The following is a 26,243-nucleotide window of genomic DNA, read 5'->3' as shown; positions in this document are numbered from 1 at the left end:
ATGAGAATTCTAATCATCGGCCCTTCTTGGGTGGGCGATATGGTGATGTCGCAATCATTATACATTACGTTAAAACAACAACACCCTGAAGCTTTAATTGATGTATTAGCCCCAGCTTGGTGTAAACCAATTCTAGAGCGAATGCCTGAAGTCCATCGAGCTATTGAAATGCCGCTTGGTCATGGTGAGTTCAATATACTAGGCCGTCGTGCATTAGGAAAAGAGCTTAAACATCAAGATTATACTCATGCTTTTGTATTACCTAATTCAGCAAAATCAGCTTTAATCCCTTGGTTTGCCGGTATCCCAGTTCGTACGGGTTGGAAAGGTGAAATGCGCTATGGCTTGCTAAACGACCTGCGTCCTAATAAAAAATCTTTTCAATATATGATTGAACGCTATGTTGCATTAGCTCATCCAAAACAAAATATGGTTGATTCCTCCTCACTGCCTGGGCTAGAGGACCTACCGAAACCTAAGCTTCATATTGATGCTTTCACTCAAAAAAATACCATCGAGAAGTTTGAACTAAACCAAAATAGAAGTATTATCGGTTTGTGCCCAGGGGCTGAATTTGGCCCAGCAAAGCAATGGCCAGTAGAGCACTATGCTGCAGTAGCTGAACAAATGATTAATGATGGCAAACAAATCTGGTTATTTGGCTCACCTAAAGATCAACCAACAACCGCTGCTATCAAGCAAGCAATCACAGCTGAAAATCAACAATATAGTTTTGATCTTGCTGGCAAAACAAGTTTAATTGAAGCGGTCGACTTACTGGGCGCATGTGAAACAGTGATCAGTAATGACTCTGGTTTAATGCATGTTGCAGCAGCGGTTGATTGTAAAGTTATCGGAGTCTATGGTTCGACCTCCCCTCAATATACTCCGCCATTAGCAAAAAAGCTGGCCATTGTTCATACCAACATTGAATGCCGACCATGTTTTAAGCGTGAGTGCCCACTCGGACATTTAAAATGCTTAAAAGATCTCGCTCCCCAGCGTGTGCTTGATGCATATAAAACCTTGTAAGGTGTGTTTGTGATTCGTTATTTCTATACTTTATTGCTCTTTTTATTATCTCCGGTTTTATTACTGACTTTATATAAAAAGAAACCAGGCAAACCTCGTTTTGGTGCTCGTTGGAAAGAGCATTTTGGCTTTACGCCTGCTTTAGAGAATCAATCACAACGCCCTATTTGGATTCACACTGTTTCGGTAGGAGAAACTATTGCAGCAACGCCATTTATTCGAGCACTTAAGCAAAAATATCCCAACACTCCTATTGTTATTACCACGACGACAAGTACTGGTGCAGAACAAGCATATAGGCTAACTGATATAGCAGAGCATCGTTATATGCCGATTGATTTACCATTTGCGGTGAAAGGCTTTATAAAGAAAATCCGACCTCAAGCTATGCTGATAATGGAAACCGAGTTATGGCCAAATACTCTGCACTATGTGGCTCAATCTGGCTGCCCTATTACTGTGATTAACGCCCGCTTATCGGAACGTTCTGCGGTGCGTTATAACAAATTTCAATCCATTTTCAATTTGTTATCTAAAAATCTAAACCAGGTGTTATGCCAACATCAAGATGATGCAGAACGATTTATCCGTTTAGGTGTTGGTTCTGATCGAGTAAAAATAACTGGCAGCCTAAAGTTTGATATAACAGTGTCAAAAGAATCTTTAGAGTTTGGGGCTCAGTTACGCTCACAGTTAGGTAAAAGCCGACCAATATGGATTGCTGCTAGCACACACCAAGGAGAAGATGAGCAATTGCTTGATGCTCATAAATCATTATTAAAAAAACACCCTGAAGCACTATTAATATTAGTACCACGCCATCCTGAACGATTTAACGATGTATACCAATTAACTATTTCTAGTGGATTTATTACTCATCGTCGCACCGATGAATCTCATAGATCATTTAAAGACACTCAAGTTTACTTAGCTGATACTATGGGAGAAATGATAATACTGCTTGCCGCTAGTGATGTTTGCTTTATGGGAGGCAGCTTGATTGGAGATAAGGTTGGAGGGCATAATGTTCTGGAACCAGCCGCTTTAGCAAAACCAATCATTATTGGACCTAGCTATTATAATTTCTCTGATATGACAAATAGCTTAAAAAATCAAAAATCTTTATTCATAATAGAAAAGCCTTATGAAATATATGAAAAACTAGACTGGATGATTTCAAATGATATCGCCTATGAATTAGGAGTAAACTCAAAACTGTTTATCGAAAAAAATAAAGGCGCTATTAAAAGAACGGTGGATTTAATAAATGAAGTCATTTAAATCGAAACTTAATAATAAAAAAATAATTATCAGAAGAAAGATAATTAAGCAGTTTTTTAAGTTAACAAAACCTAAAGAAATGAAAGAAACCTCGGATTATTGGCCAGATATGCGCTATATTGATGATATTCTTACATTTAAAGGAAAGGAAATAAAAACTGTTCCTATAAATGACTTTTTATCAAAAGAAACATACTCAGAAATAAACATTATTGGTTCAGGACCATCCGTCAATGATTTAGACAAGTCCCTATTAAAAGATAAGGGGAATATATTTTTAAATGGTGCCATCAACATTGCAACAGAAAACAAACTCCCGGTGCTTTGCTTAATCATCATGGATGCGACATTTGTAAGAAACCGATTTGATTTAATTAGAGACATAAAAGAACCATGTCATCTATTTCTTAACTTAGGATCTGCTTGTGCCATCGCAGAAAGAGACATTTCACTATTAAAAAAACATAAAATAACCATATTTAAAATATCAAAAGGTAATAATTTAAATTTTTTTAACGATGAGAAAAGCTATTTTTCAAAAAGCCTTAATCATGGTATTTTTGATGGAGGAACTGTAATGTCTGTAGCAATACAACTAGCCTTTCACCTTTCACCTAAAACGGTATATTTGCTAGGCTTAGATATCAATAATTCTAAAGAGCCTAGATTCTACGAAACAAAAACCAATAAACTGAAAAGCGGACTATTGAAAGATTACGAAACTAAGATATTACCGTTCATGATACTAGCTAGAAAATGCTATGAAAGTAAAAAAATCTCATTATTTAACTGCTCACCGATTAGCAAACTACCTTATAACGTAATCAAATATAGTGATATTTATGAAAAAGCTAATACCAATTAGACTCATCATACATTAACTCAACATTATTTTTTATTTTTTCATCACTCCAGTTCCACCACTTCTCGGAAACCAAGAATGCTATTTTTTCGGGAGAGAACCTATACTTGATAACTTTTGCGGGGACTCCTCCTACAATTGAGTATGGGGGGATATCGTTAATAACAACTGCACCAGCAGCAATTATGGCACCATCCCCTATATTGACTCCAGGTAAGATAGTCACATTAGTCCCTACCCATACATCATTTCCTATTTTTACTTTTTCATTATTACAAAACGGCTTTATGTCTTTATTTTCAAGAATAAATCCATCATTCTTTCGATATAAAAATGCATGTGTAGATTTGAATTTTATCGGATGGTTTCCGGCAGCTATCATAACATTGGGGGCAAATGAACAAAATGCACCAATACTATCTAGCAATCGAAGGCCATTTTGCCTAACACTCCAAAATTGCTCATAACCCTTACTGTATTTTCCAACACGAAAACCAAAAAATCGCTCACTTATATACAGATTGGCTAACCTTTTCTTTTTTTCACTAAAAATACCTCTAAGGATAATTACTACTATTTGCTTATGTGGCTGAAATGAATTTTCATCAACCCTTTTTTTTGCGAGATATTTACCACAATAGTTTAGTAGTATTTTGTCGAACCAATTTAAATGCATATTATTTCCTAAACCTACTAATCTGTTCTAAAGCCTGCTGAACATATTGATAATTCGGTGAACCTTCTTTAAGGTGGTTTGTGGTATCCATAAAATGAGATTGCCCGGTAGCTCCCACTTCTAAAATCGAATCTTTTGATACGATGCCATATCCACTATAACTTGAAACAAGTACCCACGGGCGATCTTTTACTGCTGCGAATATATCGACACCCGTTGAATAATCATCCGTTTTATTGTCCACACCTAAATAGTTACTCATTAACGTCGGGACAATATCTTCATGACTGGTGAATTCATCCCCCCATTGCTGCCCTATATTTTTTGGTACTTTCGGGCCAACGACAATAAACGGCACCTTAGTTTGAGCTGGAGTAAAGTTACTGTTATGACCCCAATAGTTTAACTTATTATCATTCAGTTCTTGTGCATGGTCACCAGTAATGATCAGCACTGTATTCTTTAAATCACCCGTTTCTTTCAATTTATCAATCACTTGCTTAGCTAAACTATCAGTAAAATGCACACTGGTTTTATAGCGATTCATAAATGGCTTAACGTCTGTTTCGTTATTAAGCTCTAAATAATTGATGTTTTTTAGCATCGGTGTGTATTGATGCGGGTAACCTTCAGGAAAATCATACGCATGGGGTGCATCATAAAATAAGAATGAAAATACCGGTTTCGACGGATCACGTTTGTCGTACCAGTTTTTCCAATCTTGGGTCAAATTAATGTCCCTTTCTGGAGAGGTATTACCTTCCGAACGAATTCTTAAATTTTTAACATTAGCAAACACGGTTTGATCAAATTCTGGCGAGCTCAATTTAGCAGAAGCAAACAAGCCAAGTTGATAATCCATTTGTTGTAAGCGGTCTATAAAGACAGGTGATTTATGATTCGCTAAAAAACTATGCCAATAAGTACCAGGTAATCCATAAAACATACCGAAAATGCCTGTTCGTGTAGCATTACCTGTAGAAACATGGTTTTCAAAACTTTCACCTTGCTGAGCTAATGCCCATAAGTTCGGCGCATTATCTTGGTTAAAGGTATCAAAGCGCCATGAATCCACTACTAAAAACATGATGTTCACTGGCTTATCGACTTGATGAGTAGTTAGCGGAGATAGTGGATAATTTAGGTTACTATTGCCTTTTAAAGCCATCGACTTTTGCTGCGCAATGGCTTCTTCGTTTAGCCACCCATGCTTTCTCATAAAGCTGTTGGCCGTAGCTGGTTGAAAAAGCGGCAAATATTGCTTAACAATACTGATGGGTTGATAAGCATTGGCGGCGGCCCAGATGTGTAAGCCGTTGCAAACCAGCGCCATAATAATCGTTAGATAAGTAAATTTACGTCCTAGACGCTTAGACATAAAGGCAGGTTTACTTTCTAATTTAGTAATTAACCAAAACTCAATGGCTACCAATAACGCTACCGCAACCACGCTCATCAACCAAGTCACTAAAGGAAAGTCAACGACATCTCCTGAGAAAACCAATTCAACGACTACTGCATTCATATGAAAGCGATATTGCGCAAACACAAAAGTATCAATGATCAGAACACATAGAGTCAAAGAGGCAGTAATTGCGATACTGGCGCGACGAGCCGTTGTTGGCAATACTAATAGAGGAATCGTGACTAAGCCTATCACTGCGGTAAGCAAGGTCATTTGGCTCCATAGGCCGGAGGCAATGAAGCCTAAACTAAGCCCATCGCTCGGAAAAGAAGGAAGATAAACAAAATAACGTAAAGCAATCAGAATAGCCAAAATCGCATTGATCAATATAAACCAACCATGACTATGAAGCTTTTGCTTGAACGTCAGATTATTCGATGCAAATGAACCGGAATGTGTCGCTGTACTCAAGAGAATGCCTGCTTAAATAAGAATAAATTATTGATGGTATCCAGCTTCTAAAGCAGACCAATCGGTGCTCTGAACCCAGTTGATATGTCTTTTACCTAACTCTTTTTGAAAAGAACGCAGTAAACGATCTAAGTTCGATTTTTGCCAAACACTAAAATTGGTTTCTCCGAGATCGAGCTCAATACGGCATTTATCAAAATCGATAATCCAAACCTTATTATCATTATCTAACAAAATGTTGTGGATATTGAGGTCGGTATGATTGACGCTTGCTCGATGCAAATGGCGAATTTGTTCACCAATTAATACATAGGTTTCTCGCTCCAATGAGCGTTTTTGCAAAATCCCAACGAGATCTTCTGCTCCTTCAACTTTTTGCGTCAAAATATCGGCTTGATAACAAAGTGTTCGCTTTATTGCTCTTGCCGCAATAGGCTTTGGAACATTCACCCCCGAATCAACTAGGTGCTGTAATAGTTGAAACTCTTCGTAACTACGAGTCTTATGCCATTGGCTAAACCAATAATGATCTTTGACTAGCTTACCAAACAGACCACCACGGCGATAATGACGTAAAGCCGCTGGTAATTGTTCTGTTTGCACAAACCACGTCGTTCCACGGCCTTGTGCTGAACCAATTACCTTTCCTTGAGCGTACCAATATTCAGGCTCAAATATTTGCTCGATAGAATCGGTAATTAAAGTCTCGTCATACCAAATGACTTGTTTATAAGAAGTGAGTGTTTTCATCTGCGTAGAATACCGTGTCTCGTGTTTCGTGTCTCGTGTTTCGTGTTTCGTGTTTCGTGTTTCGTGTTTCGTGTTTCGTGTTTCGTGTTTCGTGTTTCGTGTTTCGTGTTTCGTGTTTCGTGTTTCGTGTTTCGTGTTTCGTGTTTCGTGTTTCGTGTTTCGTGTTTCGTGTTTCGTGTTTCGTGTTTCGTGTTTCGTGTTTCGTGTTTCGTGTTTCGTGTTTCGTGTTTCGTGTTTCGTGTTTCGTGTTTCGTGTTTCGTGTTTCGTGTTTCGTGTTTCGTGTTTCGTGTTTCGTGTTTCGTGTTTCGTGTTTCGTGTTTCGTGTTTCGTGTTTCGTGTTTCGTGTTTCGTGTTTCGTGTTTCGTGTTTCGTGTTTCGTGTTTCGTGTTTCGTGTTTCGTGTTTCGTGTTTCGTGTTTCGTGTTTCGTGTTTCGTGTTTCGTGTTTCGTGTTTCGTGTTTCGTGTTTCGTGTTTCGTGTTTCGTGTTTCGTGTTTCGTGTTTCGTGTTTCGTGTTTCGTGTTTCGTGTTTCGTGTTTCGTGTTTCGTGTTTCGTGTTTCGTGTTTCGTGTTTCGTGTTTCGTGTTTCGTGTTTCGTGTTTCGTGTTTCGTGTTTCGTGTTTCGTGTTTCGTGTTTCGTGTTTCGTGTTTCGTGTTTCGTGTTTCGTGTTTCGTGTTTCGTGTTTCGTGTTTCGTGTTTCGTGTTTCGTGTTTCGTGTTTCGTGTTTCGTGTTTCGTGTTTCGTGTTTCGTGTTTCGTGTTTCGTGTTTCGTGTTTCGTGTTTCGTGTTTCGTGTTTCGTGTTTCGTGTTTCGTGTTTCGTGTTTCGTGTTTCGTGTTTCGTGTTTCGTGTTTCGTGTTTCGTGTTTCGTGTTTCGTGTTTCGTGTTTCGTGTTTCGTGTTTCGTGTTTCGTGTTTCGTGTTTCGTGAGGAGGTTTAATTTTCTTATATCGCAAGTCAAACTAAATGTCGTATTTTCTCGCAACTCGAAGCGAAGCGCTCACGTAACTCGTAACGATCAACAAGATACTTTTTTCTATTCCACCATTCCCCTATAATCACAGCAACTTTTCTCCACAATAGTGATTCTATGCCATTATTTACCTCCGCCCCTAGTTCATTGTGCTTTTTACGTTTATCGGCGATTGGCGATGTTTGTCACGCGGTAGCCGCTGTACAAGCAGTACAACGTTATTGGCCAGAAACCAAAATCACTTGGATCATCGGTAAAGTAGAAGCCCAATTGCTAGAAGACTTAGACGGTATTGAATTCATTATTTTTGATAAAAAAGCTGGCTATGCAGGCATGAGATCGGTTTGGCAAAAGCTCAAAGATCGCCGTTTTGATGCCTTAATTCATATGCAGCTTGCATTACGCGCAAGCCTTCTCACAGTCGGTATCAAAGCAAAATATAAAGTTGGATTTAATAAACAACGCGCTAAAGAAGGCCAGTGGCTATTTACCAATAAAAAAATTGATGATGTTGAATCTCAACATGTTTTAGATAGCTTTTTGGCATTTATTGACTACTTAGGGGTTTCTAAGCAAGCACCAAAGTGGGATATGCCCATTTCACAACAGGACGCGAGTTGGGTAAATAAACGAATTACAACGCAAAAAAAATTACTCGTTATCAGCCCTGCTGCGAGCAAAGATGAAAGAAATTGGCTTACTGAACGATATGCTCAATTCGCAGACTATGCAATTGAACAAGGCTACCAAGTGGCACTCTGTGGATCACCAAGCGAGCGTGAAATACAACTCGGTAAGGATATCAGTCAATTAATGTCTTATGCTGCAATTAACCTTATTGGTGAAACATCACTTAAACAATTGCTTGCCGTTTTAAACCGTGCCGATGTAGTGCTTGCACCTGATTCTGGCCCTGCTCACATGGCGACTACTCAAGGCACCCCGGTCATTGGTTTATATGCTCACAGCAACCCTAAACGCACGGGGCCTTATTTAAGCCTAGATACTACTGTTAGTGTTTATGAGGAATCGATTCTTGCGCAACATGGCAAATCAAGTTCAGAGCTACCTTGGGGAACGCGAGTGAAAGGCTCAGATTTAATGAAAAAAGTTACTTTAGAATCCGCCATTGATCAATTTCAAGCACTTACTCACATATAAAAGGTTGAGGTTTTATGAATGCTCCTACACTGGCCGTTGCATTAATTGTCAAAAATGAAGAAAAACACTTAGCTGCTTGTTTAGATACAGTAAAAGGTTGGGTAGATGAAATTATTATTCTCGATTCAGGTAGTAGTGATAGAACTGAAGAAATTGCTCGACAATATACCGATAAATTTCATGTCAATATTGAATGGCCGGGTTTTGGGGCACAACGCCGTTTAGCACAAAGCTACATCACTAGTGATTATGTATTATGGTTAGATGCTGATGAACAAGTCACTCCTGAACTGAAACAGCAGATTCAACAAGCTGTCCAAGAAAATAAAGACAACTGTGTTTATAAAATTGATCGTCTCAGCACCGCTTTTGGCAAGCAAATTAAACATTCAGGCTGGTCTCCCGATTGGGTGACTCGTTTATATAAAACCCAAGATACACAATATAACCAAGCCCTTGTGCATGAAAATGTCGAAATACCTAGTTCTCACAAAGTAATAGAACTTAAAGGCAAACTACTACACAACACCTTTGATGAATTAAACCAATATACCCGAAAAACGGCTATGTATATGAAGTCATGGGCTGATCAGCATGAAGGAAAAAAGAAAAGCTCTCTTTTTTCAGCTATCTCACATGCTTTTTTCCGTTTTATCAAAATGTATTTCATTAAACTCGGCTTTCTAGATGGGCGTCACGGCTTATTACTAGCAATATTAAGTGCTAATACAACCTTCACACGCTACGCCGATTTATGGCTACGTGATTATCAAAAAATAAAAAATAAAAAATAAAAATATTTATCGATACTTCTCATAATTAAGGGACCAATAACGGTCCCTTATTACTTTGTACTTTGGTTAAAGCGTCACCAAATCAGACCTTATAAAACTCTCGGTACCACTCCACAAAGTTCGTCACACCTTGCTTCACTGACATCGATGGCTTATAGCCAGTCACATCAAACAAGTCTTGTGTATCAGCGTAAGTGGCATAAACATCACCAGGCTGCATTGGCATGAAGTTTTTGTTGGCTTCTATGCCCAGAGAGCCTTCCAACGCTTCAATGAATTCCATCAGTTTGACTGGGTTGCCATTACCAATGTTGTAAATTTTATATGGCGCAGAGCTGGTTGCAGGTGACCCGGTTTCGACTGTCCATTCTGGATTTTGTTGTGGGATCACATCTTGAATACGGATCACGCCTTCAACGATGTCGTCGATGTAGGTAAAGTCACGCTGCATATTACCGTTGTTGTAAACATCAATTTGCTTACCTTCAACAATGGCTTTGGTGAACTTAAAGAGCGCCATATCTGGGCGTCCCCACGGACCATACACGGTAAAGAAACGCAGACCGGTCGTTGGTACGCCATACAAATGAGAATACGTGTGTGCCATCATCTCATTCGATTTTTTAGTGGCTGCATACAGAGAAATCGGGTGGTCAACACTGTCGGCAGTATCAAATGGCATTTTCTGGTTCAGGCCATACACCGAGCTTGAAGATGCATACACTAAATGCTCAATCTTATGGTGGCGACAACCTTCTAAAATAGTTAAATGACCAACTAAGTTGCTGTCTGCATACGCCATTGGGTTATCAATAGAATAACGAACCCCTGCTTGAGCGGCTAAATGAATTACCCGTTGAAAGCCTTGCTCAGCAAACAACGCAGCTACGCCTTCACGGTCAGCTAAATCCAGCTCAATAAAGGTAAAATTTTGATGTTTAGCGCGATCTAAACGAGCCTGCTTAAGCTCAACAGAGTAATAGCCATTTAAGTTATCAATGCCCACCACTTGGTGACCTGCTTGACACAAACGCTCAACTACCACAGAACCAATAAAGCCCGCCGCTCCCGTTACTAAATATTTCATATTCAATTCAACCTATTCATTTGGATGGCCTAATTTTATGCCACTCTGCCATCAAAGACTACCTACAAAAAATCTTAAAACAATAAATCCATTAATACCGATAGATTTACTCCGTGGGTTTTGAAATACTAGCAAACTACTTCTAACTTAAATTTGTGCCCATAATCGATGAATATTTGCCATGTTAACCTTGCCTCTGGATTCAGCGGTGGCGAAAGACAAACCTTACAATTGATTAAACAACAGGTCAGAGAAGGCTACCAACTCACCGTAGTCATGAACCCGAAAAGCGATTTAGTCAAAGAAGTGCGTAAACTCGGATGTAAAATCATTCTTGCAAAGCATTTCACCAAAATGCATAGCAAAAAAATCACTCAGAATTGCTCTTTAATTCATGTACATGAAGGGAGAGCTATTTATTGGGCCTTAATCCAACACTTACTGCATGGCACTCCCTACATAATCACTCGTCGCATTGATAATCCATTAAAGAATAAATGGCTGTCTAACCTTGCTTATCGAAAAGCCACCGCCTTAGTTGGGTTAAGCCATGAAATTGTCAGTAAGCTCGCTGAACATCATAGTTCGGAAAAAATATTTAAGATCCCAAGCTCACCCGTGAGTTACCCGGTTGATCAAAATAAAATCGATCAAATATGGAACCAGTTTAAAGGAAAGTTTATTGTCATCCATGCTGCCAATATTCTCAAACATAAGGGGTTTGACGTAACCGTAGCAGCAGCTAAATTGCTTGGTGTCAAAAATCCTCGAGTGCAGTTTCTATTATTAGGCGATGGACCTGAGCGCGAAGAGTTAGAGCGACAAACACAAGGGTTAACTAATATACGCTTCATGGGTAAGCAAAAAGATATGGGTTCTTGGTTTGCAGCTGCAGATTTATTAATCCATCCTTCATACTCAGAAGGATTAGGTTCTGTAATTTTAGAGGCTATGGTGGCAGGTTTACCCGTGATTGGTAGTAATGCTGGCGGTATTCCAGATATTATTGAGCATGATGTTTCGGGTCTATTATGTGAAGCAGGCGATGGTAAACAATTAGCCCAGCAAATCGATCTGTTAGAGAATGACAAAATATTACGACGTAGACTGCAAGCTGGCGGTAAAGAGAAACTCAAACAGTTCGATATTGCTTATACCGCTTCTTTATATAAAGACCTTTACACACAAATAGCGAGCAAATCAGTATGACGAAGCTAACAACCCCTGCGATTTACCCAGGAACTTTTGATCCAATTACTAACGGTCACTTTGATTTAATTAAACGCAGTGCTCGCTTGTTTGATAGTGTCGTTGTTGCCGTTGCCGAAAGCCCTAGTAAAAGCACCATGTTTAGTCTGCAAGAACGGGTAGATATGGTAAAAGAAGTCACTAAAGATTTGAACAATGTCACTGCTGTAGGGTTTTCTGGCTTACTAGTCGATTTTGCCAAACAGCAACAAACGAATATTTTGATCCGCGGTTTACGCACTACCGTCGATTATGAGTATGAATTTGGCTTAACCAGCATGTACCGAAAGTTAATGCCAGAGCTAGAGAGTGTTTTCCTTACTCCAACCGAAGAGTTTGCTTTCCTGTCTTCCACTATTGTTCGTGAAGTGGCGATTCATGGTGGGAATGTTGACCAGTTTTTGCATCCGTATGTGGTAGAGAAGGTTAAAGCAAGAACGTGACTCGTTTATCGGGCGCTTCGCTGCTCGTGGATCGAGTGAAAGTCCCTAGTTCCTAGGAAGAGCAAATTGTGGTCGCTTTTACTCTTTCTCACAGCACAAAACACGATACTCGCTACTTTTTTTGTTACGTGATGCGTGAACGCTTCGCTCCGAGTTCCGAAGAGCTAATTTGTAGTCGCTTTTACTCTTTCTCGCAACACGAAACACGCTACTCGCAACATCTTTTTCTTTTCGGCTCCCGAGCGCAGCGTCCCCAGCTCTCGTCTTTGCTCTAGAAACTAGGATCTAGCAACACTTTATGTTTGGCAGCCTTCACAATAAAAACTATTCCTTTGCCCGATCTTTTCTTCTCTAATCAATTCATTACAAACTGGACAAGGCTTTCCGGCTTTTCCATATACCAATAGTTCTTGAGCAAAATAACCCGGCTTACCATCTGCCTGATTAAAGTCTTTAAGCGTAGTACCTCCTTGAGTAATCGCTCTCGCCAATACTTTTTTAATTTCATCTACCAGTATGGTTATTTGCTCTAACGTCAATGTACTAGCTATTGCTTTAGGATGAATTCTGGCACCAAATAAAGATTCACTAGCATAAATGTTACCAACCCCAACCACGACTTTATTATCCATGATGAATTGCTTCGTCACCACTTTACGCTTCTGAGCTTTTTCAAATAGATATTGCGCATTGAAGTCATCAGTTAAAGGTTCTGGGCCAAGGTGACTCATTACGTCGTGCTCTGTGCCTGTTTCACACCACAACCAAGCCCCGAAACGACGAGGATCGTGATAACGCAGAACTTTGCCATTAGTTAAAGTAAGATCGACATGATCGTGTTTATTTGGCTCGATCCATTGATCTAATACTCGCAAATTACCCGACATGCCTAAGTGGATAATGGCTGTACCTTGATCGGTTTCTATCAGTAAATATTTTGCCCGACGTCGAATCGAGCGGATCACTTGCCCTTGAAGTAAAAAGATTTCTTCTGGTACAGGCCAACGTAATTTAGGCTGTCTAACATCAATTTTTTTAATGGTTTGATTGAGAAGATGTGGGGTAATCCCCATTCGACTAACTTCAACTTCGGGTAGTTCGGGCATGATATATCCGGGTAAATAGTTTCTGGTTCCTAGTCCCTAGAAAAAGATTAGAGACAATCTAATTGTTGAAAGTGCATTAAAGCTAATATCAAGTCAAGGAGGATATGGGTTTCTAGAACCTAGTTTCTGGTCTCTAGAAAGAGCAAACTACGATCGCTTTCTTTTACTTGAAATAAACAAATCTCAAAAAATAAGCCGCCATTCCTGCCGAGCCTTAGCGAGAGCCGGAATCTACTTACCGCGCGTTGTATATAGATCCTCGATGTCGCTTAGTCTCTTAAAGGATGACAACTTTAATGTCGTGGTACAAAAAATACTCAGCCATCTTTTCTCAATACAGCAACTAACAAAATTATTTTTCTTACTACAATTTTTCAGCGTCCACCTCTAGGGACCAGGGACCAGGGACTTTCTTTTGAAATAAAAAAAACCCAGCCTACCGAAGTAGTCTGGGTTTTCAATTTCTAAAGAGGAAAACCAATTACTTGATTTTAGCTTCTTTGTATATAACGTGCTGGCGAACTACTGGATCAAATTTCTTGATCTCAAATTTACCTGGCATGTTACGTTTGTTTTTGTCAGTTGTGTAGAAGTGACCTGTTCCAGCAGATGATACTAGACGGATTTTCTCACGAATGCCTTTAGCCATTGTTCAATTCCTCTTATACGTTCTCGCCACGAGCACGGATATCAACAAGAACAGCATCGATGCCTTTCTTATCAATAATACGCATACCCTTAGCAGTTAGACGTAGTTTAACAAAGCGTTTTTCGCTTTCGACCCAAAAACGGTGAGTTTGTAGGTTCGGCAGAAAACGACGCTTGGTAGCATTTCGTGCGTGTGAACGGTTGTTACCCGTTACAGGACGCTTACCAGTTACTTGGCATACTCGGGACATGAATGTCTTCTCCAAATCGTTTCAGCTCGATATCACCTTGGGGCAAAAACCGCTATGGAAAAACCATACCAAGGCTATCAAAGGTCGCGCATTATACTAACTTGACATGCATTGCTCAAGACCTGTGCAGATCCTTTTTAGGAAAAACACGATCTTTTTTGAACAGAGCAGTTTTTAAACGCTTTTTTTTGCACAAGAACACAGAGCTGAATAAGGTTCTATAAAATTAGTGCGCGGATTGTAGCAGATTTTGACCGACTAACAAGAAAAAAGGAAGTCTAATTTTGATTCAACAGTCAATTTAGAAATAAGTTCCTAGTTCCTAGTTCCTGGTCCCCAGAAAAAGCAACAGCAACACTTTGTTTGTATTAGATATCTCCCTTAACCTCTACTTAACTGAATAGACTCTTGATTTTATTAACCCAGCCAACATTCGACTAACCTGCAAGATATCTTGTTGCAATAACTTATATTACTTCTCTTCAAGATAGCCAAACTCTTTTGCTAATAATATTTGGGTATATAATTCTCCAGTCGATCCTTTTGCTATATATAAAAACCGCACTGATTCCTTCACAGTTTCACGCTCTTCACCTTCCGCAATATTTGATGGAATCGAAACGGCAGACCGTGTGATCTGATCTTTAAATCCGTAATCTTTACAATACTTAAAGCTTGTATGAATCAGAAGCGCAACACTCATACTTTTTCGCCACACTTCTAATTTTTCATAATTCATCTTCCATCCTTCTTTATTAACTCGAATCCTTACAACACGCTCAGATCTCTAATTTCAAACTGGAATATCAGAAACGTTTTTCTTTTCCTAAAAACTAGGAACTAGAAACCTTCTTTTTCCGCGCGAAGCGCTATTCACATCCACCCCCTCTCTGCAAACGACACGACTTCACCATCACCAATGACAAAGTGATCGAGTATTCGTATATCCACTAACCCCATCGCCTCAACTAAGCGGCGTGTTATTCTTCGATCGGCATCGCTCGGTTCGGCAATACCAGATGGATGATTATGGGCGAGAATTAATGCAGCAGCGTTGTGGTGCATGGCTCGCTTAACCACTTCTCTTGGATACACAGACGCTGCATCAATCGTGCCTTCAAACATCACTTCATCACTGATCACGCGGTTCTGGTTGTCTAGAAACAATACATAAAAGGCTTCTCGGTGACGGTCTCGTAACACGCTACTGAGGTAATGTTTGGTATGTTCCGGGCTAGTTAAAGCATCACCACGTTTAATCGTTTCAGCTAAATAACGCTTAGTCATCTCAACGACCGCTTGCAGCTGAGCGAACTTGGCACTACCTAACCCTTTATGGGAGCAGAATTGTTGTTGCGAGGAAGAAAGCAGAGCACGTAGTGAACCAAATTCTTTTAATAAATGGTCAGCAAGTTCTATTGCGTTCATACCTTGTAAGCCAGTACGCAGAAAAATCGCTAATAATTCTGCATCCGATAATGATTGGGGGCCTCGTGCAAGTAACTTTTCACGAGGACGAGATTCTTCAGGCAATAGTTTTAAAGACATGATAAAGGCTTATATTGAGCAAAACTCGATAACATCAACCTTTCTCTCATCATTCAAATAGATAAAACGAAAAAACCGATAAGATCTTAACAATGGATGAACTAAAAGCAGGTTACAATCAAAATGTTAATTGGCTCGAAGTTACCTAAAGCAAGTTTATCGACACTGAATTATTCTCAATTTATAAACTTATGGTAACTTATAGCCATCGACTTCATGGTGGCACTCCCTTTTATGGCTTTTTATTTAACAAATTGTAGAAAGGCAAAAGACGTAAATCGTGTCAATTGAAGCCTAATCTCTTTTAAATCAGGTACGGTTATTGTGATTGAACAAAGCTTAGCAGGAAAAAAAATCCTATTAGGAATCAGTGGTGGTATTGCGGCTTACAAGTGTGCTGATCTCACCCGTCGTCTAATTGAACGCGGCGCACAGGTTCAAGTTGTAATGACGCCGGCGGCCAAAGAATTTATTACACCACTGACCATGCAAGCCGTTTCAGGTCGCCCAGTATCTGATAGTTTGTTAGATCCGGCTGCGGAAGCTTCAATGGGCCATATTGAATTAGCCAAATGGGCCGATTTGATTTTACTCGCCCCTGCCACTGCCGATTTAATTGCCCGAATGCGCTCGGGAATGGGTAATGATTTACTCACCACCTTGATTCTAGCCTCTAACGCTCCGATAGCAGTTGCTCCTGCGATGAACCAACAAATGTATGCCAATGTTGCTACCCAAGAGAATCTGTCGGTTTTAACTCAGCGTGGCATGATGATTTGGGGCCCGGCTGCAGGACAACAGGCTTGTGGTGATATTGGCTACGGCCGAATGCTCGAGCCAATGGAACTCGTTGCCCATTGTGAAGCCTTCTTTGGCCCTAAGGCGCTGCAGAATATTAAGATTGCCGTTACCGCAGGCCCGACTCGTGAAGCCATCGATCCAGTGCGTTATATCTCCAACCACAGCTCAGGAAAAATGGGCTTTGCGATTGCAGAGGCCGCTGCCAATATGGGAGCTGACGTCACATTAATTAGTGGCCCAGTTGCATTAGCAACGCCAGCCAACGTCACCCGTATTGATGTTGAAAGCGCCGAACAAATGCATAAAGTTGCGATGGAACATGCAATCACTAATCACATTTTTATCGGCTGTGCGGCGGTTGCCGATTATCGCCCAAGTAACGTCGCGTCGCAGAAAATCAAAAAAACGTCCGATAACGATCATATGCAGATTAATATGCTGAAAAACCCCGATATTGTTGCCTCGGTTGCCGCGCTAACAAAACAACGCCCCTTTACCGTAGGCTTTGCCGCTGAAACTCAAGATGTTGAACAATATGCTCGCGGTAAGCTGAAAAAGAAAAATTTAGATCTCATCTGCGCCAATGATGTTTCCGTCGCAGGGTTAGGCTTTAACAGTAATGACAACGCCTTACATTTATATTGGAATGGTGGCGAGCAAGCCTTAGCAACCGCAAGCAAAACGCAATTAGCCAAGCAACTACTTAACATTATTGCCGAACAATTTAATCAGTAACAGAAGACATTAAACATGACTAAGAAGATTGATTTAAAAGTATTAGATAGCCGTATCGGCAAGCAATTTCCACTACCGGCCTACGCAACTGAAGGCTCTGCTGGCTTAGATTTACGCGCTTGTTTAGATGAAGCGCTGATCGTCGAACCAGGACAAACTCACCTCATTCCAACCGGCCTTGCAATTCATATTAATGATTCTAGTCTAGCCGCGACTATCCTTCCTCGTTCTGGTTTAGGCCATAAACATGGTATTGTCCTTGGCAATTTAGTTGGCTTAATCGATTCTGACTACCAAGGTCAATTAATGGTTTCAGTCTGGAATCGCGGCCAAGATACTTTTACTATTGAACCTGGCGACCGCATTGCGCAATTGGTTTTTGTGCCAGTCGTGCAAGCTGAATTTAATATCGTCGAAGATTTTGATGCCACCGAACGCGGTGAAGGCGGATTTGGGCATTCGGGGAAGAAATAAAGAAAGTTACGAGTAGCGAGTACGCTTCGCTTCGTGTTGCGAGGAAGAGCTTTTCTACGCTTCTCGTATCACGCAACTCGAACCAATTGTTTTCGCTTTTCGGCTCTCAAGCGTAGAGTCCCGGAACTAGGAACTAAATTTACATCAAGACTGAAAAAAATAATCACCATAAAATAAACCAATTATTAATAACGCTTCAAACAAGGAAAAACCATGGCAGGGCCAAAAAAACATAATCGTCGTGAAGAGATCCTTCAGGCACTGGCGCAAATGTTAGAGTCAACAGATGGTGCCTCACGTATTACGACTGCGAAATTGGCGAAACAAGTTGGAGTTTCAGAAGCGGCGCTTTATCGTCACTTTCCAAGTAAAGCTCGTATGTTTGAAGGCTTAATTGAATTTATTGAAGATGCGTTATTATCCCGTATCAACCGAATTCTAGCTGAAGAAAAAGACACCTTGAAGCGTATTCGTTTGGTTCTACAATTATTATTAGCCTTTGCTGAACGCAACCCAGGCTTATCTCGTATCATGTCTGGTCACGCATTAATGTTTGAAAATGAGCGTCTACGTAGCCGTATTAATCAATTGTTTGATCGGATTGAAACTCAACTGCGCCAAATTCTGCGTGAACGCCAAATTCGTGAAGGCAAAAGCTTTCCTGTTGATGAATCAATTTTAGCGGCTCAATTGTTAGGTCAAGTTGAAGGGAGTTTAAATCGCTTCGTTCGTTCTGATTTTAAATACCAACCAACAGAAAACTTTGAGCAATATTGGGCGCTGCTAAAAGCGCAGATGGAATAAAAGAGCGAGACTCGTTACTCGGCCGCTGCGCTGCTTGTTTCTCGAAAAAGAAACAATTGCGAAAGCCGAAATCATTTCGAGTCACGAGAAACGAAGTGCCCGAGATTCGTAAATCTTTTAACCATCAATACGCATAATTTTAGAGAGAAATAAATGACCAATAAAAATACATCCCAAAAAGAGGAATCTCTGGTCAATTTTGTACCACCAAAGTTTTCACTTAGTTTGTTGCACCCTAAATATTGGGGGGTTTGGTTTGGCTTTGGCTTTATCGCTTTGATCGTCAATGTTTTACCGTATCGTGTTCTGTATTGTATTGGCCGTTCACTAGGCTACTTGTCGATGTTTATCGTTAAGAAACGTGTAAAAGTTGCCCAGCGTAACCTTGAGTTATGCTTTCCAGAAATTAGTGAAACGCGCCGAGATCATGTCGTTAAAGAAAATTTTAAAAATACTGGCTTTGCGATCTTTGAAAGTGCCATTGCTTGGTTCTGGCCAGATTGGCGTTTAAAGAAACGTGTAGGCTACTATCACGTTGATCGTTTAACTAAGTTTGAGAAAGAAGGTCGTGGGACACTCATTTGTGGTGTGCATGCCTTAAATGTGGAATTAACCGCTCGTTGCTGTGCTTTATTTTCACCGGGTTATGGGGTTTATCGCCCACATAACAACCCTGCTTATAACTTTATCCAGCATTGGGGCCGTACCCGTAGCGGCAATATCATGGTCGACCGAAAAGATGTAAAAGGCATGCTGAAAGTGCTGCGTAAAGGCAAAAAATTATTCTACTTACCAGATCATGACTATGGCTCTAGAAAAGCCGTATTTGTACCATTCTTTGCCGTGCCGGATGCCTGTACAACAACTGGCACAAGCATTTTAGTCGATGCCAGCAAATGTGCGGTATTGCCTGTTTCTTGTTTCCGTGTCGGTTTCCGTTATGACTTCCGAATTGAGCAAGATATTAGTGAAGACTTCCCACACCGAGATCCAGAAGGTGCGGCCATTCTAATGAACAAAACCATAGAAAAACTCATCTTACGTGGTGGTGATCAATGGATGTGGCTACATAAGCGTTTTAAAACCATGCCCGATGGACAGAATAAAGGGATTAGGTATAAGGACTAGAAGCGAAAGTATTGTTGCGTGATGCGTGAACGCTTCGCTCCGTGTTGCGAGAAAAGCAAGAGCGTATATCGTATTTCGAGCGCTACGCTGCTCGCATCACGCAACTCGAAACGGCTCTTTCGCTTTTTGGCTCCCGAGCGTAGCGTCCTCGCTAATAAGCGTCATTCCAGCCGAGCCTAAGCGAGAGCAGGAATCTACTAACAACCGCGCTGGACATAGATCCCTGATAGCTCCTCCGTCGCTTCAGGGATGACGGACATTTAGGTTAAGGTATCGATTTTCTAGTCTCCATAAACTAACAACGAGAAACGACATGCAGCCAAAAATCCTTTCATCTATCCCTTTAACTTCGCTTTCTGGTGTTGGGGCTAAGGTGGCTGAAAAATTAGCTAAGATAGGTTTGCATTCGATCCAAGATTTGTTGTTTCATTTGCCTCTGCGATACGAAGACCGTACTCGCATCTATCCTATTGCCAAATTACATGCTGGATTATTTGTCGCAATTCAAGGCCACGTAATGAGTTGCGATACTCACTTTGGTCGCAAAAAAATGCTGACCGTCAAAGTGAGCGATGGCAATGGTACTCTGACTTTACGCTTTTTCAATTTCAATGCTGGGATGAAAAACAGCTTTGCTGAAGGTCGCCCTCTCTACGCTTATGGTGAAATCAAACGCGGCAATATGGGGCTTGAAATCATGCACCCTGATTACCATTTTTTAAATAGTAGCGATGCACCTGCGTTAGAACAAAGCTTAACCCCGATTTATCCAACCACCGATGGCTTACGTCAAAACACACTCAAGAATTTAACCGACCAAGCACTCGACTTATTAGATAGTTCTGCGGTGACTGAATTACTACCAAATGGCTTGTACGATCATCAACTTACCTTAAGCCAAGCATTGCATATTATTCATCGCCCTTCGCCTGAAATTGATATGCAACAATTTGAATTAGGTAAACACCCGGCTCAACGACGCTTAATTATTGAAGAGTTGCTCGCACAAAACCTTTCCATGTTGGATGTGCGTAGTAAAGGACAACAAGATCAAGCTTTACCACTCAGTTGTACTGGCCACCTTAAACAGCAGCTACTCGCCACTCTGCCTTTTACACCAACCAATGCTCAAGCTCGTGTAGTAGGTGAAATTGAAAAAGACATACAACAATCACATCCAATGATGAGATTAGTGCAAGGTGATGTGGGTTCAGGTAAAACACTAGTTGCAGTGTTAGCAGCTACTCACGCTTTAGAGCAAGGTTATCAAGTAGCATTAATGGCACCGACCGAGTTACTAGCTGAACAACACGCAATTAATTTTGCCCAATGGCTAGAACCACTGGGTATTTCTGTCGGATGGTTAGCAGGAAAACTCACTGGAAAAGCTAAACAAACTCAGTTAGAACGTATAGCGTCTGGTAAAGCTAAAATGATAGTAGGTACTCACGCACTTTTTCAACAACACGTTGAGTTTTCGCACCTCGCATTAGTTATCATCGATGAACAACATCGCTTTGGTGTTCACCAACGTTTAGAGTTACGTGAAAAAGGAAAAAGGCAAGGTAGTTACCCTCATCAGCTGATCATGACAGCCACACCGATTCCACGCACCCTCGCCATGACCGCTTATGCCGATTTAGAAACTTCGATTATTGATGAGCTGCCTCCCGGCCGAACACCGATTCAAACCGTCGCGATTGCTGATACTCGCCGAAACGATATTATCGAACGCGTTAGAATTGCTTGTGCCCAAGAAGGCAAGCAAGCTTATTGGGTATGCACCTTAATTGATGAATCAGAAGTATTAGAAGCTCAAGCGGCAGCCGATACCGCGGAAGAATTGCAACGCCAACTACCGGAACTCAAAATTGGTTTGGTACATGGACGCATGAAACCCTCGGAAAAACAACAAGTCATGCAGCAATTTAAATCCGGTGAATTACACTTGTTAGTCGCCACTACCGTGATTGAAGTTGGAGTCGATGTACCTAATGCCAGTTTGATGATCATCGAAAACCCTGAACGTTTAGGGTTGGCCCAACTTCATCAGCTACGTGGACGGGTTGGACGAGGGTCAGTAGCCAGCTCTTGTGTACTGTTGTATCACGCGCCGCTTTCAAAGACCGCACAAAAACGTCTCGGTGTGTTACGTGAAAGTAACGATGGCTTTGTCATTGCTCAAAAAGATCTCGAAATCCGCGGCCCCGGTGAAGTCCTTGGCACCAAACAAACAGGCTTAGCGGATTTTAAAATAGCGGACTTACTGCGTGACCAATATTTAATTCCTGAAGTACAACGCATCGCGCGCCACATTCATCAGCAATATCCAAGCAATGCCAAAGCGATTATTGAGCGTTGGTTAAAACAAAAAAAACAATACCTTAAAGCCTAAAATTAGAAACAATTCAATTCAAATGTTACTCGATAAAATTTTTGTGTTCTCATATTGAGCAGTTAAATAAGAGAATTCACTCCCTTCTTCGTTGTCTGAAATTTCCACTTCATGAACAACATTCTTATAGCCTAATGTATATTGTATTTTACTGTTGTTAATCTCTATATTGGCCTTTTCGGGTACCAAGTTAGCTCTAACACCAACAAACACAACATTTTGAGAAACTGAAGCAATCGCACTACTACAAAAAAACATGATGACACATCCAAATGTCATAAGTTTAAACGTCTTGCACATAAGCACCTCCCGCTTATGAATTCCCATTAGCCTCAAGAATAACCCCGAAAAAAGCATCATTCCGCCAAATAAGTCACAAAACAAAAGCCCCATTCTGCAAAATGAGTCACAAAAAAAAGTCTTCTTTAATATTAATGAACATAAATTAACCTCTATTTATAGTCCCCTTTCTTTTTTCATAACAGACAGAGGTATTATTTAATAGAGCGCACTGATCTTTTTTGATTGAGTTTTGTTCAAGATAAAAGCGTTTTAGGTAAGGCAAGTCGATTGTAGTTATGCTAAGTAAATGAGACTTAACGAAGAGGATACGGAATCTCCTACCGCGATGTACTCACTCAATGGCTACTGGAGATCCTGAACTGCGCTCCTACGTCGCTTTTCAGGATGACGCGTCACTTTTAACTTCCGTTTTTACACGCAACACGAAACACGCCACCCGCAACCGTCTCTTTCCCTTCGGCTTTCGAGCCACGAGAAGTGAAACGCCCTAGACTCGATAATCGCTTACGCGCAAACGTTTGCTTTCTTTGTCCAACCTTTTATAATATGCGCAAAATTCTTGACGTATCAGTCAACAAATATTTGGATAATAAGGGAAATTATGAGCGCTTCACAAGCACCTCGTCCAACCGAGTTAGTGTACCAATTAAACGACCGTCCACCGTTACCTCAAACTGTTTTTGCTGCTCTACAGCACCTACTTGCGATGTTTGTTGCCGTCATTACTCCTTCCCTTATTATTTGCCAATCTTTAGGCGTTCCTGCCGAGCAAACCAATACCATTATCAGTATGTCACTGTTTGCTTCGGGTATTTGTTCATTTATCCAAATCCGCACTATTGGTCCTATTGGTTCTGGTTTACTTTCCATTCAAGGCACCAGTTTTAACTTTCTCGGGCCAATCATTGGGGCGGGTTTATCTTTAAAAGCTGGAGGAGCCTCGATTGAAACCATGATGGCTGCGATTTTCGGCACTATTTTGGTCGCATCGAGTGCGGAAATCTTCTTATCTCGAATTTTACAGTACGCACAAAAAATCATTACTCCACTCGTGTCTGGCATCGTTGTGACTTTAATTGGCTTAACGCTGATCCAAATTGGCTTGGTATCGATTGGTGGTGGTTATGGTGCAATGGAAAACAACACCTTCGGCAGTTTAGATAACCTAGCACTTGCAGGTGTAGTGTTAGGTTTAATCGTGATTTTAAACCGAGCAAAAAACCCATACTTGCGAGTTGCTTCTATTGTGATTGCTATGTTTGTGGGTTGTATTGTGGCTTATTTCATGGGAATGCTTGATCTCAGCCAAACGGCTCATACCGAGGTAGTCGCTTTACCGATTCCAATGCAATTTGGATTAGGGTTTGATTGGTCGTTATTTATTCCTTTAGTACTGATCTTCCTGATCACGGCACTAGAAGCAATTGGGGATATTACTGCCACTTCAGAAGTTTCAGGAGAGCCTGTTGATGGCCCTGTTTATCTAAAACGTATTAAAGGTGGCGTATTGGCAGATGGTTTGAACTCAGCGATTGCCGCCGTATTTAATAGCTTCCCGAACTCAACCTTCAGCCAAAACAACGGCATCATTATGCTAACAGGGGTGGCAAGTCGTTATGTGGGTTATTTTATTTCTGGCATGCTGATTATTCTCGGTTTATTCCCTAGTGTCGCAAGCTTTGTTCAGCTCATTCCAGAACCTGTACTTGGTGGTGCTACCATCGTAATGTTCGGTACGATTGCCGCGGCAGGGGTTCGTATTATTTCTCGAGTCGATCTAGACCGCCGCGCAATTTTAATTATGGCATTGTCATTTTCGATGGGATTAGGTATTGCACAAAAGCCTGAAATTCTGCAATTTATGCCAGAGTTTATTAAAAGTATTTTCTCATCAGGTGTTGCAGCAGGTGGGATCACAGCGATTGTGCTAAGTATGATACTGCCGGCGAGTAAAGAAGATTAAAAGGCGGAGCGAATCTCGTTTATCGGGCGCTTCGCTGCTCGTTACTCGGAAAAGATTAAAGGCTCCTAGTCCCTAGTCCCTAGTTTCTGGTTCCTAGGAAGAGCCGCTCAGCGATCGCTGTGGCTTTTACATACACGAAACACACAAAAAAATGTCATCCCTGAGGAGCCGCAAGGTGACATCAGGGATCTAGTGAAAGCCTGCTATAGATCCCGGATAACTCGTCCCTCGTTTCCGGGATGACAACTTTTCCTGTTAAATCAATCTCTAATAGTACATTTTCTTCTATTCCTAACCCCGAGAAGTGAAACGTACTAAAACCTAGCACCATAACCGCTTTTCCTCGAAACTAGGTACTAGGAACTCGTATCCTGCTCCTACCCCTTTTTCTTCTTAGCGGTTGGAATACTGATCTGTACTTTCAAACCACCTTCGGTACGATTGGTTACTACGATCGAGCCTTGATGCTGACTGACAATACGCTTAACAATGGCAAGGCCTAACCCTGCACCTTCACTACTACCTCGCGCGGTATCACCTCGGGTAAAAGGTTCAAATAACGATGCCAGTTGGGCTTTATCAATACCGGGGCCATTATCTTCAACGGTTACCCAAACTAACTTATTATCCGCCGTCATCCCGGTAGATACTTTAATCCAACCATTACCATAACGTAATGCGTTCACGATTAAGTTAGACACCACTCGCTTAATTGCTACTGCCTCACCTAAAGCATAACGAATCCCTTCGGTAACCGTTAATTCAAAATCGGTACTATGTTTATCTTGCTCTGCAATCACCACTTCCGAGACAATTTGATTTAAGTTTACTGCTTGATGGTCTTTGGTATGTGCAGGTTTAAGGTAATCCATAAACTGGCTAATAATTTCATTACACTCTTCGGTGTCTTTAATCATGCTTTCCGCGAGGTAGTCATCTTGTGGTGACATCATTTCAGTGGCTAAACGAATACGCGTTAACGGGGTGCGTAAATCATGACTAATACCCGACATCAATAAAGAACGATCTTCTTCTAGGGCTTGAATACCTTTTGACATTTGGTTAAACGCTTTGGTTACCGCTAAAATTTCTGACGCGCCTTTTTCTGGTACGGGATCAGGAATTTCCCCTTTACCCACTTTCTTCGCCGCTTCCTCTAGTGCCACTAGCGGCCTATTTTGTAGGCGCATGAAAAACCACATTCCTGCAATTAATAACAAGGCAATTAACAAGCTATTGCGGAACAATGGTGCAAAATCTTTTTCAGTTAATTCGGTTAACGGAATCCGGATCAGGTGATCTGGTAAAGCATCAACTTTAAGCCATAGAACATAACTTTCAGCACCCAGAACTAAACGGACTTCCGTCGGAGAGCCTACTTCATCGCCCATTTCTTCGCTTAAAAAATCGATAACAGAAGCAACTTGAAATTCTTTGGCCTGTGGAGAATCTTCCGGGTAAATTGACACTCCAAGTTCCGCCAACAGTTCACGACGAAATGGTCGTTCTTGTTCACCAGTTTGTTTCAGCATATCTTCTTCGTCTAACATCAGACGAACTTCATGTGAAAGAATCCGGTTAAACTGCTTAAGACTAGGTAGTAACGCGTAGTTAAACACGATCATATAGGACAAAACTTGGCTAGCGATCAGAAGAACCACTAAGAAGAAAACGGTTTGAGTACGAGAACTGCGAAAGCGAAGCATGGGGAAGTACCGATAAAATAAGAAATAGAAAGGTTACTGATAATTACAAAGAAGTTTGATAGTTATTAGAGTAACCGTCAATAAGTTCACGTATATCGAGTTTAGGGCGCTTCGCTTCTCGTAACTAGACAAAACAAAGAGAGCTTCCTCAATACCTTACCGATAGTTATTCCAATAATACAAATTATCTGATTAGTGTA

General features: G+C 40.9%; 24 protein-coding genes. 13 read left to right on the top strand and 11 right to left on the bottom strand.

From position 1 onward, the window contains the following. The 3 genes from waaF to QQJ93_RS00650 are packed head-to-tail and all read left to right on the top strand — an operon-like array spanning position 1 to position 3,178. The gene (gene waaF, locus QQJ93_RS00660; RefSeq protein WP_089124644.1) at positions 1 to 1,032 is read left to right on the top strand and encodes a lipopolysaccharide heptosyltransferase II; all 1,032 of its coding nucleotides are present in this window, start codon (positions 1 to 3) and stop codon (positions 1,030 to 1,032) included. A gap of 9 nt (positions 1,033 to 1,041) precedes the next feature. Continuing rightward, positions 1,042 to 2,313, top strand: coding sequence for a lipid IV(A) 3-deoxy-D-manno-octulosonic acid transferase (waaA, locus tag QQJ93_RS00655; protein ID WP_089124645.1), 1,272 nt, complete (start codon positions 1,042 to 1,044; stop codon positions 2,311 to 2,313). Next, complete coding sequence (locus QQJ93_RS00650) at positions 2,300 to 3,178, top strand: hypothetical protein (protein ID WP_089124646.1); 879 nt, start codon at positions 2,300 to 2,302, stop codon at positions 3,176 to 3,178. Before waaA ends, QQJ93_RS00650 begins: the two co-directional genes overlap by 14 nt. Here QQJ93_RS00650 and QQJ93_RS00645 read toward each other — a convergent pair. The 3 genes from QQJ93_RS00645 to QQJ93_RS00635 form a co-directional block, all read right to left on the bottom strand. Further along, on the bottom strand, positions 3,165 to 3,851 hold the full coding sequence (locus QQJ93_RS00645) for a CatB-related O-acetyltransferase (protein WP_089124647.1): 687 nt from the start codon (positions 3,849 to 3,851) through the stop codon (positions 3,165 to 3,167). The genes QQJ93_RS00650 and QQJ93_RS00645 overlap by 14 nt on opposite strands. Position 3,852: 1 nt before the next feature. After that, on the bottom strand, positions 3,853 to 5,685 hold the full coding sequence (locus QQJ93_RS00640) for a DUF3413 domain-containing protein (protein WP_089124763.1): 1,833 nt from the start codon (positions 5,683 to 5,685) through the stop codon (positions 3,853 to 3,855). 69 nt (positions 5,686 to 5,754) lie between these two features. Beyond that, positions 5,755 to 6,477, bottom strand: a complete 723-nt coding sequence (locus QQJ93_RS00635; protein WP_089124648.1) for a 3-deoxy-D-manno-octulosonic acid kinase — start codon at positions 6,475 to 6,477, stop codon at positions 5,755 to 5,757. Positions 6,478 to 7,565: 1,088 nt separating this feature from the next. Here QQJ93_RS00635 and QQJ93_RS00630 point away from each other — a divergent pair. Beyond that, positions 7,566 to 8,609 (top strand): glycosyltransferase family 9 protein, encoded by a 1,044-nt coding sequence (locus QQJ93_RS00630; protein ID WP_089124649.1) that lies wholly within the window; start codon positions 7,566 to 7,568, stop codon positions 8,607 to 8,609. Between the two features lie 14 nt (positions 8,610 to 8,623). Next, positions 8,624 to 9,403, top strand: a complete 780-nt coding sequence (locus QQJ93_RS00625; RefSeq protein WP_089124650.1) for a glycosyltransferase family 2 protein — start codon at positions 8,624 to 8,626, stop codon at positions 9,401 to 9,403. 82 nt (positions 9,404 to 9,485) lie between these two features. Here the strand turns inward: QQJ93_RS00625 and QQJ93_RS00620 are convergent, their stop codons facing one another. Beyond that, a complete protein-coding gene (locus QQJ93_RS00620) occupies positions 9,486 to 10,490 on the bottom strand; it encodes an NAD-dependent epimerase (RefSeq protein WP_089124651.1) in 1,005 nt (334 codons plus the stop codon). Positions 10,491 to 10,658: 168 nt separating this feature from the next. On the opposite strand from QQJ93_RS00620, the gene QQJ93_RS00615 reads away from it, so the two are divergent. Continuing rightward, on the top strand, positions 10,659 to 11,699 hold the full coding sequence (locus tag QQJ93_RS00615; RefSeq protein WP_089124652.1) for a glycosyltransferase family 4 protein: 1,041 nt from the start codon (positions 10,659 to 10,661) through the stop codon (positions 11,697 to 11,699). Next, complete coding sequence (gene coaD / locus QQJ93_RS00610; protein ID WP_089124653.1) at positions 11,696 to 12,181, top strand: pantetheine-phosphate adenylyltransferase; 486 nt, start codon at positions 11,696 to 11,698, stop codon at positions 12,179 to 12,181. Before QQJ93_RS00615 ends, coaD begins: the two co-directional genes overlap by 4 nt. A gap of 296 nt (positions 12,182 to 12,477) precedes the next feature. Here coaD and mutM read toward each other — a convergent pair whose 3' ends face one another. From mutM to radC, 5 genes are all read right to left on the bottom strand, one after another. Further along, complete coding sequence (gene mutM / locus QQJ93_RS00605) at positions 12,478 to 13,287, bottom strand: bifunctional DNA-formamidopyrimidine glycosylase/DNA-(apurinic or apyrimidinic site) lyase (protein ID WP_089124654.1); 810 nt, start codon at positions 13,285 to 13,287, stop codon at positions 12,478 to 12,480. Between the two features lie 481 nt (positions 13,288 to 13,768). Then, entirely contained in the window at positions 13,769 to 13,936 is a 168-nt protein-coding gene (gene rpmG / locus QQJ93_RS00600) for a 50S ribosomal protein L33 (protein WP_089124655.1), read from the bottom strand. A 13-nt stretch (positions 13,937 to 13,949) separates the two neighbouring features. After that, positions 13,950 to 14,186, bottom strand: a complete 237-nt coding sequence (gene rpmB, locus QQJ93_RS00595; RefSeq protein WP_004728407.1) for a 50S ribosomal protein L28 — start codon at positions 14,184 to 14,186, stop codon at positions 13,950 to 13,952. A 472-nt stretch (positions 14,187 to 14,658) separates the two neighbouring features. Next, complete coding sequence (locus QQJ93_RS00590; protein ID WP_284186011.1) at positions 14,659 to 14,925, bottom strand: four helix bundle protein; 267 nt, start codon at positions 14,923 to 14,925, stop codon at positions 14,659 to 14,661. Between the two features lie 134 nt (positions 14,926 to 15,059). Then, positions 15,060 to 15,734 (bottom strand): RadC family protein, encoded by a 675-nt coding sequence (gene radC, locus QQJ93_RS00585; RefSeq protein ID WP_089124656.1) that lies wholly within the window; start codon positions 15,732 to 15,734, stop codon positions 15,060 to 15,062. Positions 15,735 to 16,058: 324 nt separating this feature from the next. Here radC and coaBC point away from each other — a divergent pair, with 324 nt between their 5' ends. The 5 genes from coaBC (at position 16,059) to recG (ending at position 22,071) form a co-directional block, all read left to right on the top strand. Next, positions 16,059 to 17,270, top strand: coding sequence for a bifunctional phosphopantothenoylcysteine decarboxylase/phosphopantothenate--cysteine ligase CoaBC (gene coaBC, locus QQJ93_RS00580; RefSeq protein ID WP_284186010.1), 1,212 nt, complete (start codon positions 16,059 to 16,061; stop codon positions 17,268 to 17,270). A 15-nt stretch (positions 17,271 to 17,285) separates the two neighbouring features. Then, positions 17,286 to 17,744 (top strand): dUTP diphosphatase, encoded by a 459-nt coding sequence (dut, locus tag QQJ93_RS00575; protein ID WP_089124657.1) that lies wholly within the window; start codon positions 17,286 to 17,288, stop codon positions 17,742 to 17,744. Positions 17,745 to 17,957: 213 nt separating this feature from the next. Then, positions 17,958 to 18,548, top strand: a complete 591-nt coding sequence (slmA, locus tag QQJ93_RS00570; protein WP_089124658.1) for a nucleoid occlusion factor SlmA — start codon at positions 17,958 to 17,960, stop codon at positions 18,546 to 18,548. A gap of 153 nt (positions 18,549 to 18,701) precedes the next feature. Continuing rightward, on the top strand, positions 18,702 to 19,676 hold the full coding sequence (lpxL, locus tag QQJ93_RS00565; RefSeq protein WP_089124659.1) for an LpxL/LpxP family Kdo(2)-lipid IV(A) lauroyl/palmitoleoyl acyltransferase: 975 nt from the start codon (positions 18,702 to 18,704) through the stop codon (positions 19,674 to 19,676). Positions 19,677 to 19,989: 313 nt separating this feature from the next. Next, entirely contained in the window at positions 19,990 to 22,071 is a 2,082-nt protein-coding gene (gene recG / locus QQJ93_RS00560; RefSeq protein WP_089124660.1) for an ATP-dependent DNA helicase RecG, read from the top strand. Positions 22,072 to 22,089: 18 nt separating this feature from the next. Here recG and QQJ93_RS00555 read toward each other — a convergent pair whose 3' ends face one another. After that, a complete protein-coding gene (locus QQJ93_RS00555; RefSeq protein WP_145981759.1) occupies positions 22,090 to 22,371 on the bottom strand; it encodes a hypothetical protein in 282 nt (93 codons plus the stop codon). Between the two features lie 604 nt (positions 22,372 to 22,975). On the opposite strand from QQJ93_RS00555, the gene QQJ93_RS00550 reads away from it, so the two are divergent. Further along, positions 22,976 to 24,337 (top strand): uracil-xanthine permease family protein, encoded by a 1,362-nt coding sequence (locus QQJ93_RS00550; RefSeq protein WP_089124662.1) that lies wholly within the window; start codon positions 22,976 to 22,978, stop codon positions 24,335 to 24,337. 377 nt (positions 24,338 to 24,714) lie between these two features. Here the strand turns inward: QQJ93_RS00550 and envZ are convergent, their stop codons facing one another. Further along, positions 24,715 to 26,043, bottom strand: a complete 1,329-nt coding sequence (gene envZ / locus QQJ93_RS00545) for a two-component system sensor histidine kinase EnvZ (protein WP_089124663.1) — start codon at positions 26,041 to 26,043, stop codon at positions 24,715 to 24,717. Positions 26,044 to 26,243: the final 200 nt, after the last annotated feature.

The sequence above is a fragment of the Vibrio algivorus genome, from assembly GCF_030161215.1.
Lineage (GTDB): Bacteria > Pseudomonadota > Gammaproteobacteria > Enterobacterales > Vibrionaceae > Vibrio > Vibrio algivorus.
This window is presented reverse-complemented; position numbering and strand designations above follow the sequence as displayed.

Coding starts and splice junctions, on each gene's coding strand:
- QQJ93_RS00650 (WP_089124646.1), top strand. CDS start 2,300: ATGAAGTCATTTAAATCGAAACTTAATAATAAAAAAATAATTATCAGA.
- QQJ93_RS00635 (WP_089124648.1), bottom strand. CDS start 6,477: ATGAAAACACTCACTTCTTATAAACAAGTCATTTGGTATGACGAGACT.
- mutM (WP_089124654.1), bottom strand. CDS start 13,287: ATGCCCGAACTACCCGAAGTTGAAGTTAGTCGAATGGGGATTACCCCA.
- QQJ93_RS00590 (WP_284186011.1), bottom strand. CDS start 14,925: ATGAATTATGAAAAATTAGAAGTGTGGCGAAAAAGTATGAGTGTTGCG.
- rpmB (WP_004728407.1), bottom strand. CDS start 14,186: ATGTCCCGAGTATGCCAAGTAACTGGTAAGCGTCCTGTAACGGGTAAC.
- lpxL (WP_089124659.1), top strand. CDS start 18,702: ATGACCAATAAAAATACATCCCAAAAAGAGGAATCTCTGGTCAATTTT.
- QQJ93_RS00555 (WP_145981759.1), bottom strand. CDS start 22,371: ATGTGCAAGACGTTTAAACTTATGACATTTGGATGTGTCATCATGTTT.
- QQJ93_RS00630 (WP_089124649.1), top strand. CDS start 7,566: ATGCCATTATTTACCTCCGCCCCTAGTTCATTGTGCTTTTTACGTTTA.
- radC (WP_089124656.1), bottom strand. CDS start 15,734: ATGTCTTTAAAACTATTGCCTGAAGAATCTCGTCCTCGTGAAAAGTTA.
- envZ (WP_089124663.1), bottom strand. CDS start 26,043: ATGCTTCGCTTTCGCAGTTCTCGTACTCAAACCGTTTTCTTCTTAGTG.
- waaF (WP_089124644.1), top strand. CDS start 1: ATGAGAATTCTAATCATCGGCCCTTCTTGGGTGGGCGATATGGTGATG.
- rpmG (WP_089124655.1), bottom strand. CDS start 13,936: ATGGCTAAAGGCATTCGTGAGAAAATCCGTCTAGTATCATCTGCTGGA.
- recG (WP_089124660.1), top strand. CDS start 19,990: ATGCAGCCAAAAATCCTTTCATCTATCCCTTTAACTTCGCTTTCTGGT.
- QQJ93_RS00645 (WP_089124647.1), bottom strand. CDS start 3,851: ATGCATTTAAATTGGTTCGACAAAATACTACTAAACTATTGTGGTAAA.
- slmA (WP_089124658.1), top strand. CDS start 17,958: ATGGCAGGGCCAAAAAAACATAATCGTCGTGAAGAGATCCTTCAGGCA.
- dut (WP_089124657.1), top strand. CDS start 17,286: ATGACTAAGAAGATTGATTTAAAAGTATTAGATAGCCGTATCGGCAAG.
- QQJ93_RS00615 (WP_089124652.1), top strand. CDS start 10,659: ATGAATATTTGCCATGTTAACCTTGCCTCTGGATTCAGCGGTGGCGAA.
- coaD (WP_089124653.1), top strand. CDS start 11,696: ATGACGAAGCTAACAACCCCTGCGATTTACCCAGGAACTTTTGATCCA.
- QQJ93_RS00550 (WP_089124662.1), top strand. CDS start 22,976: ATGAGCGCTTCACAAGCACCTCGTCCAACCGAGTTAGTGTACCAATTA.
- QQJ93_RS00625 (WP_089124650.1), top strand. CDS start 8,624: ATGAATGCTCCTACACTGGCCGTTGCATTAATTGTCAAAAATGAAGAA.
- QQJ93_RS00620 (WP_089124651.1), bottom strand. CDS start 10,490: ATGAAATATTTAGTAACGGGAGCGGCGGGCTTTATTGGTTCTGTGGTA.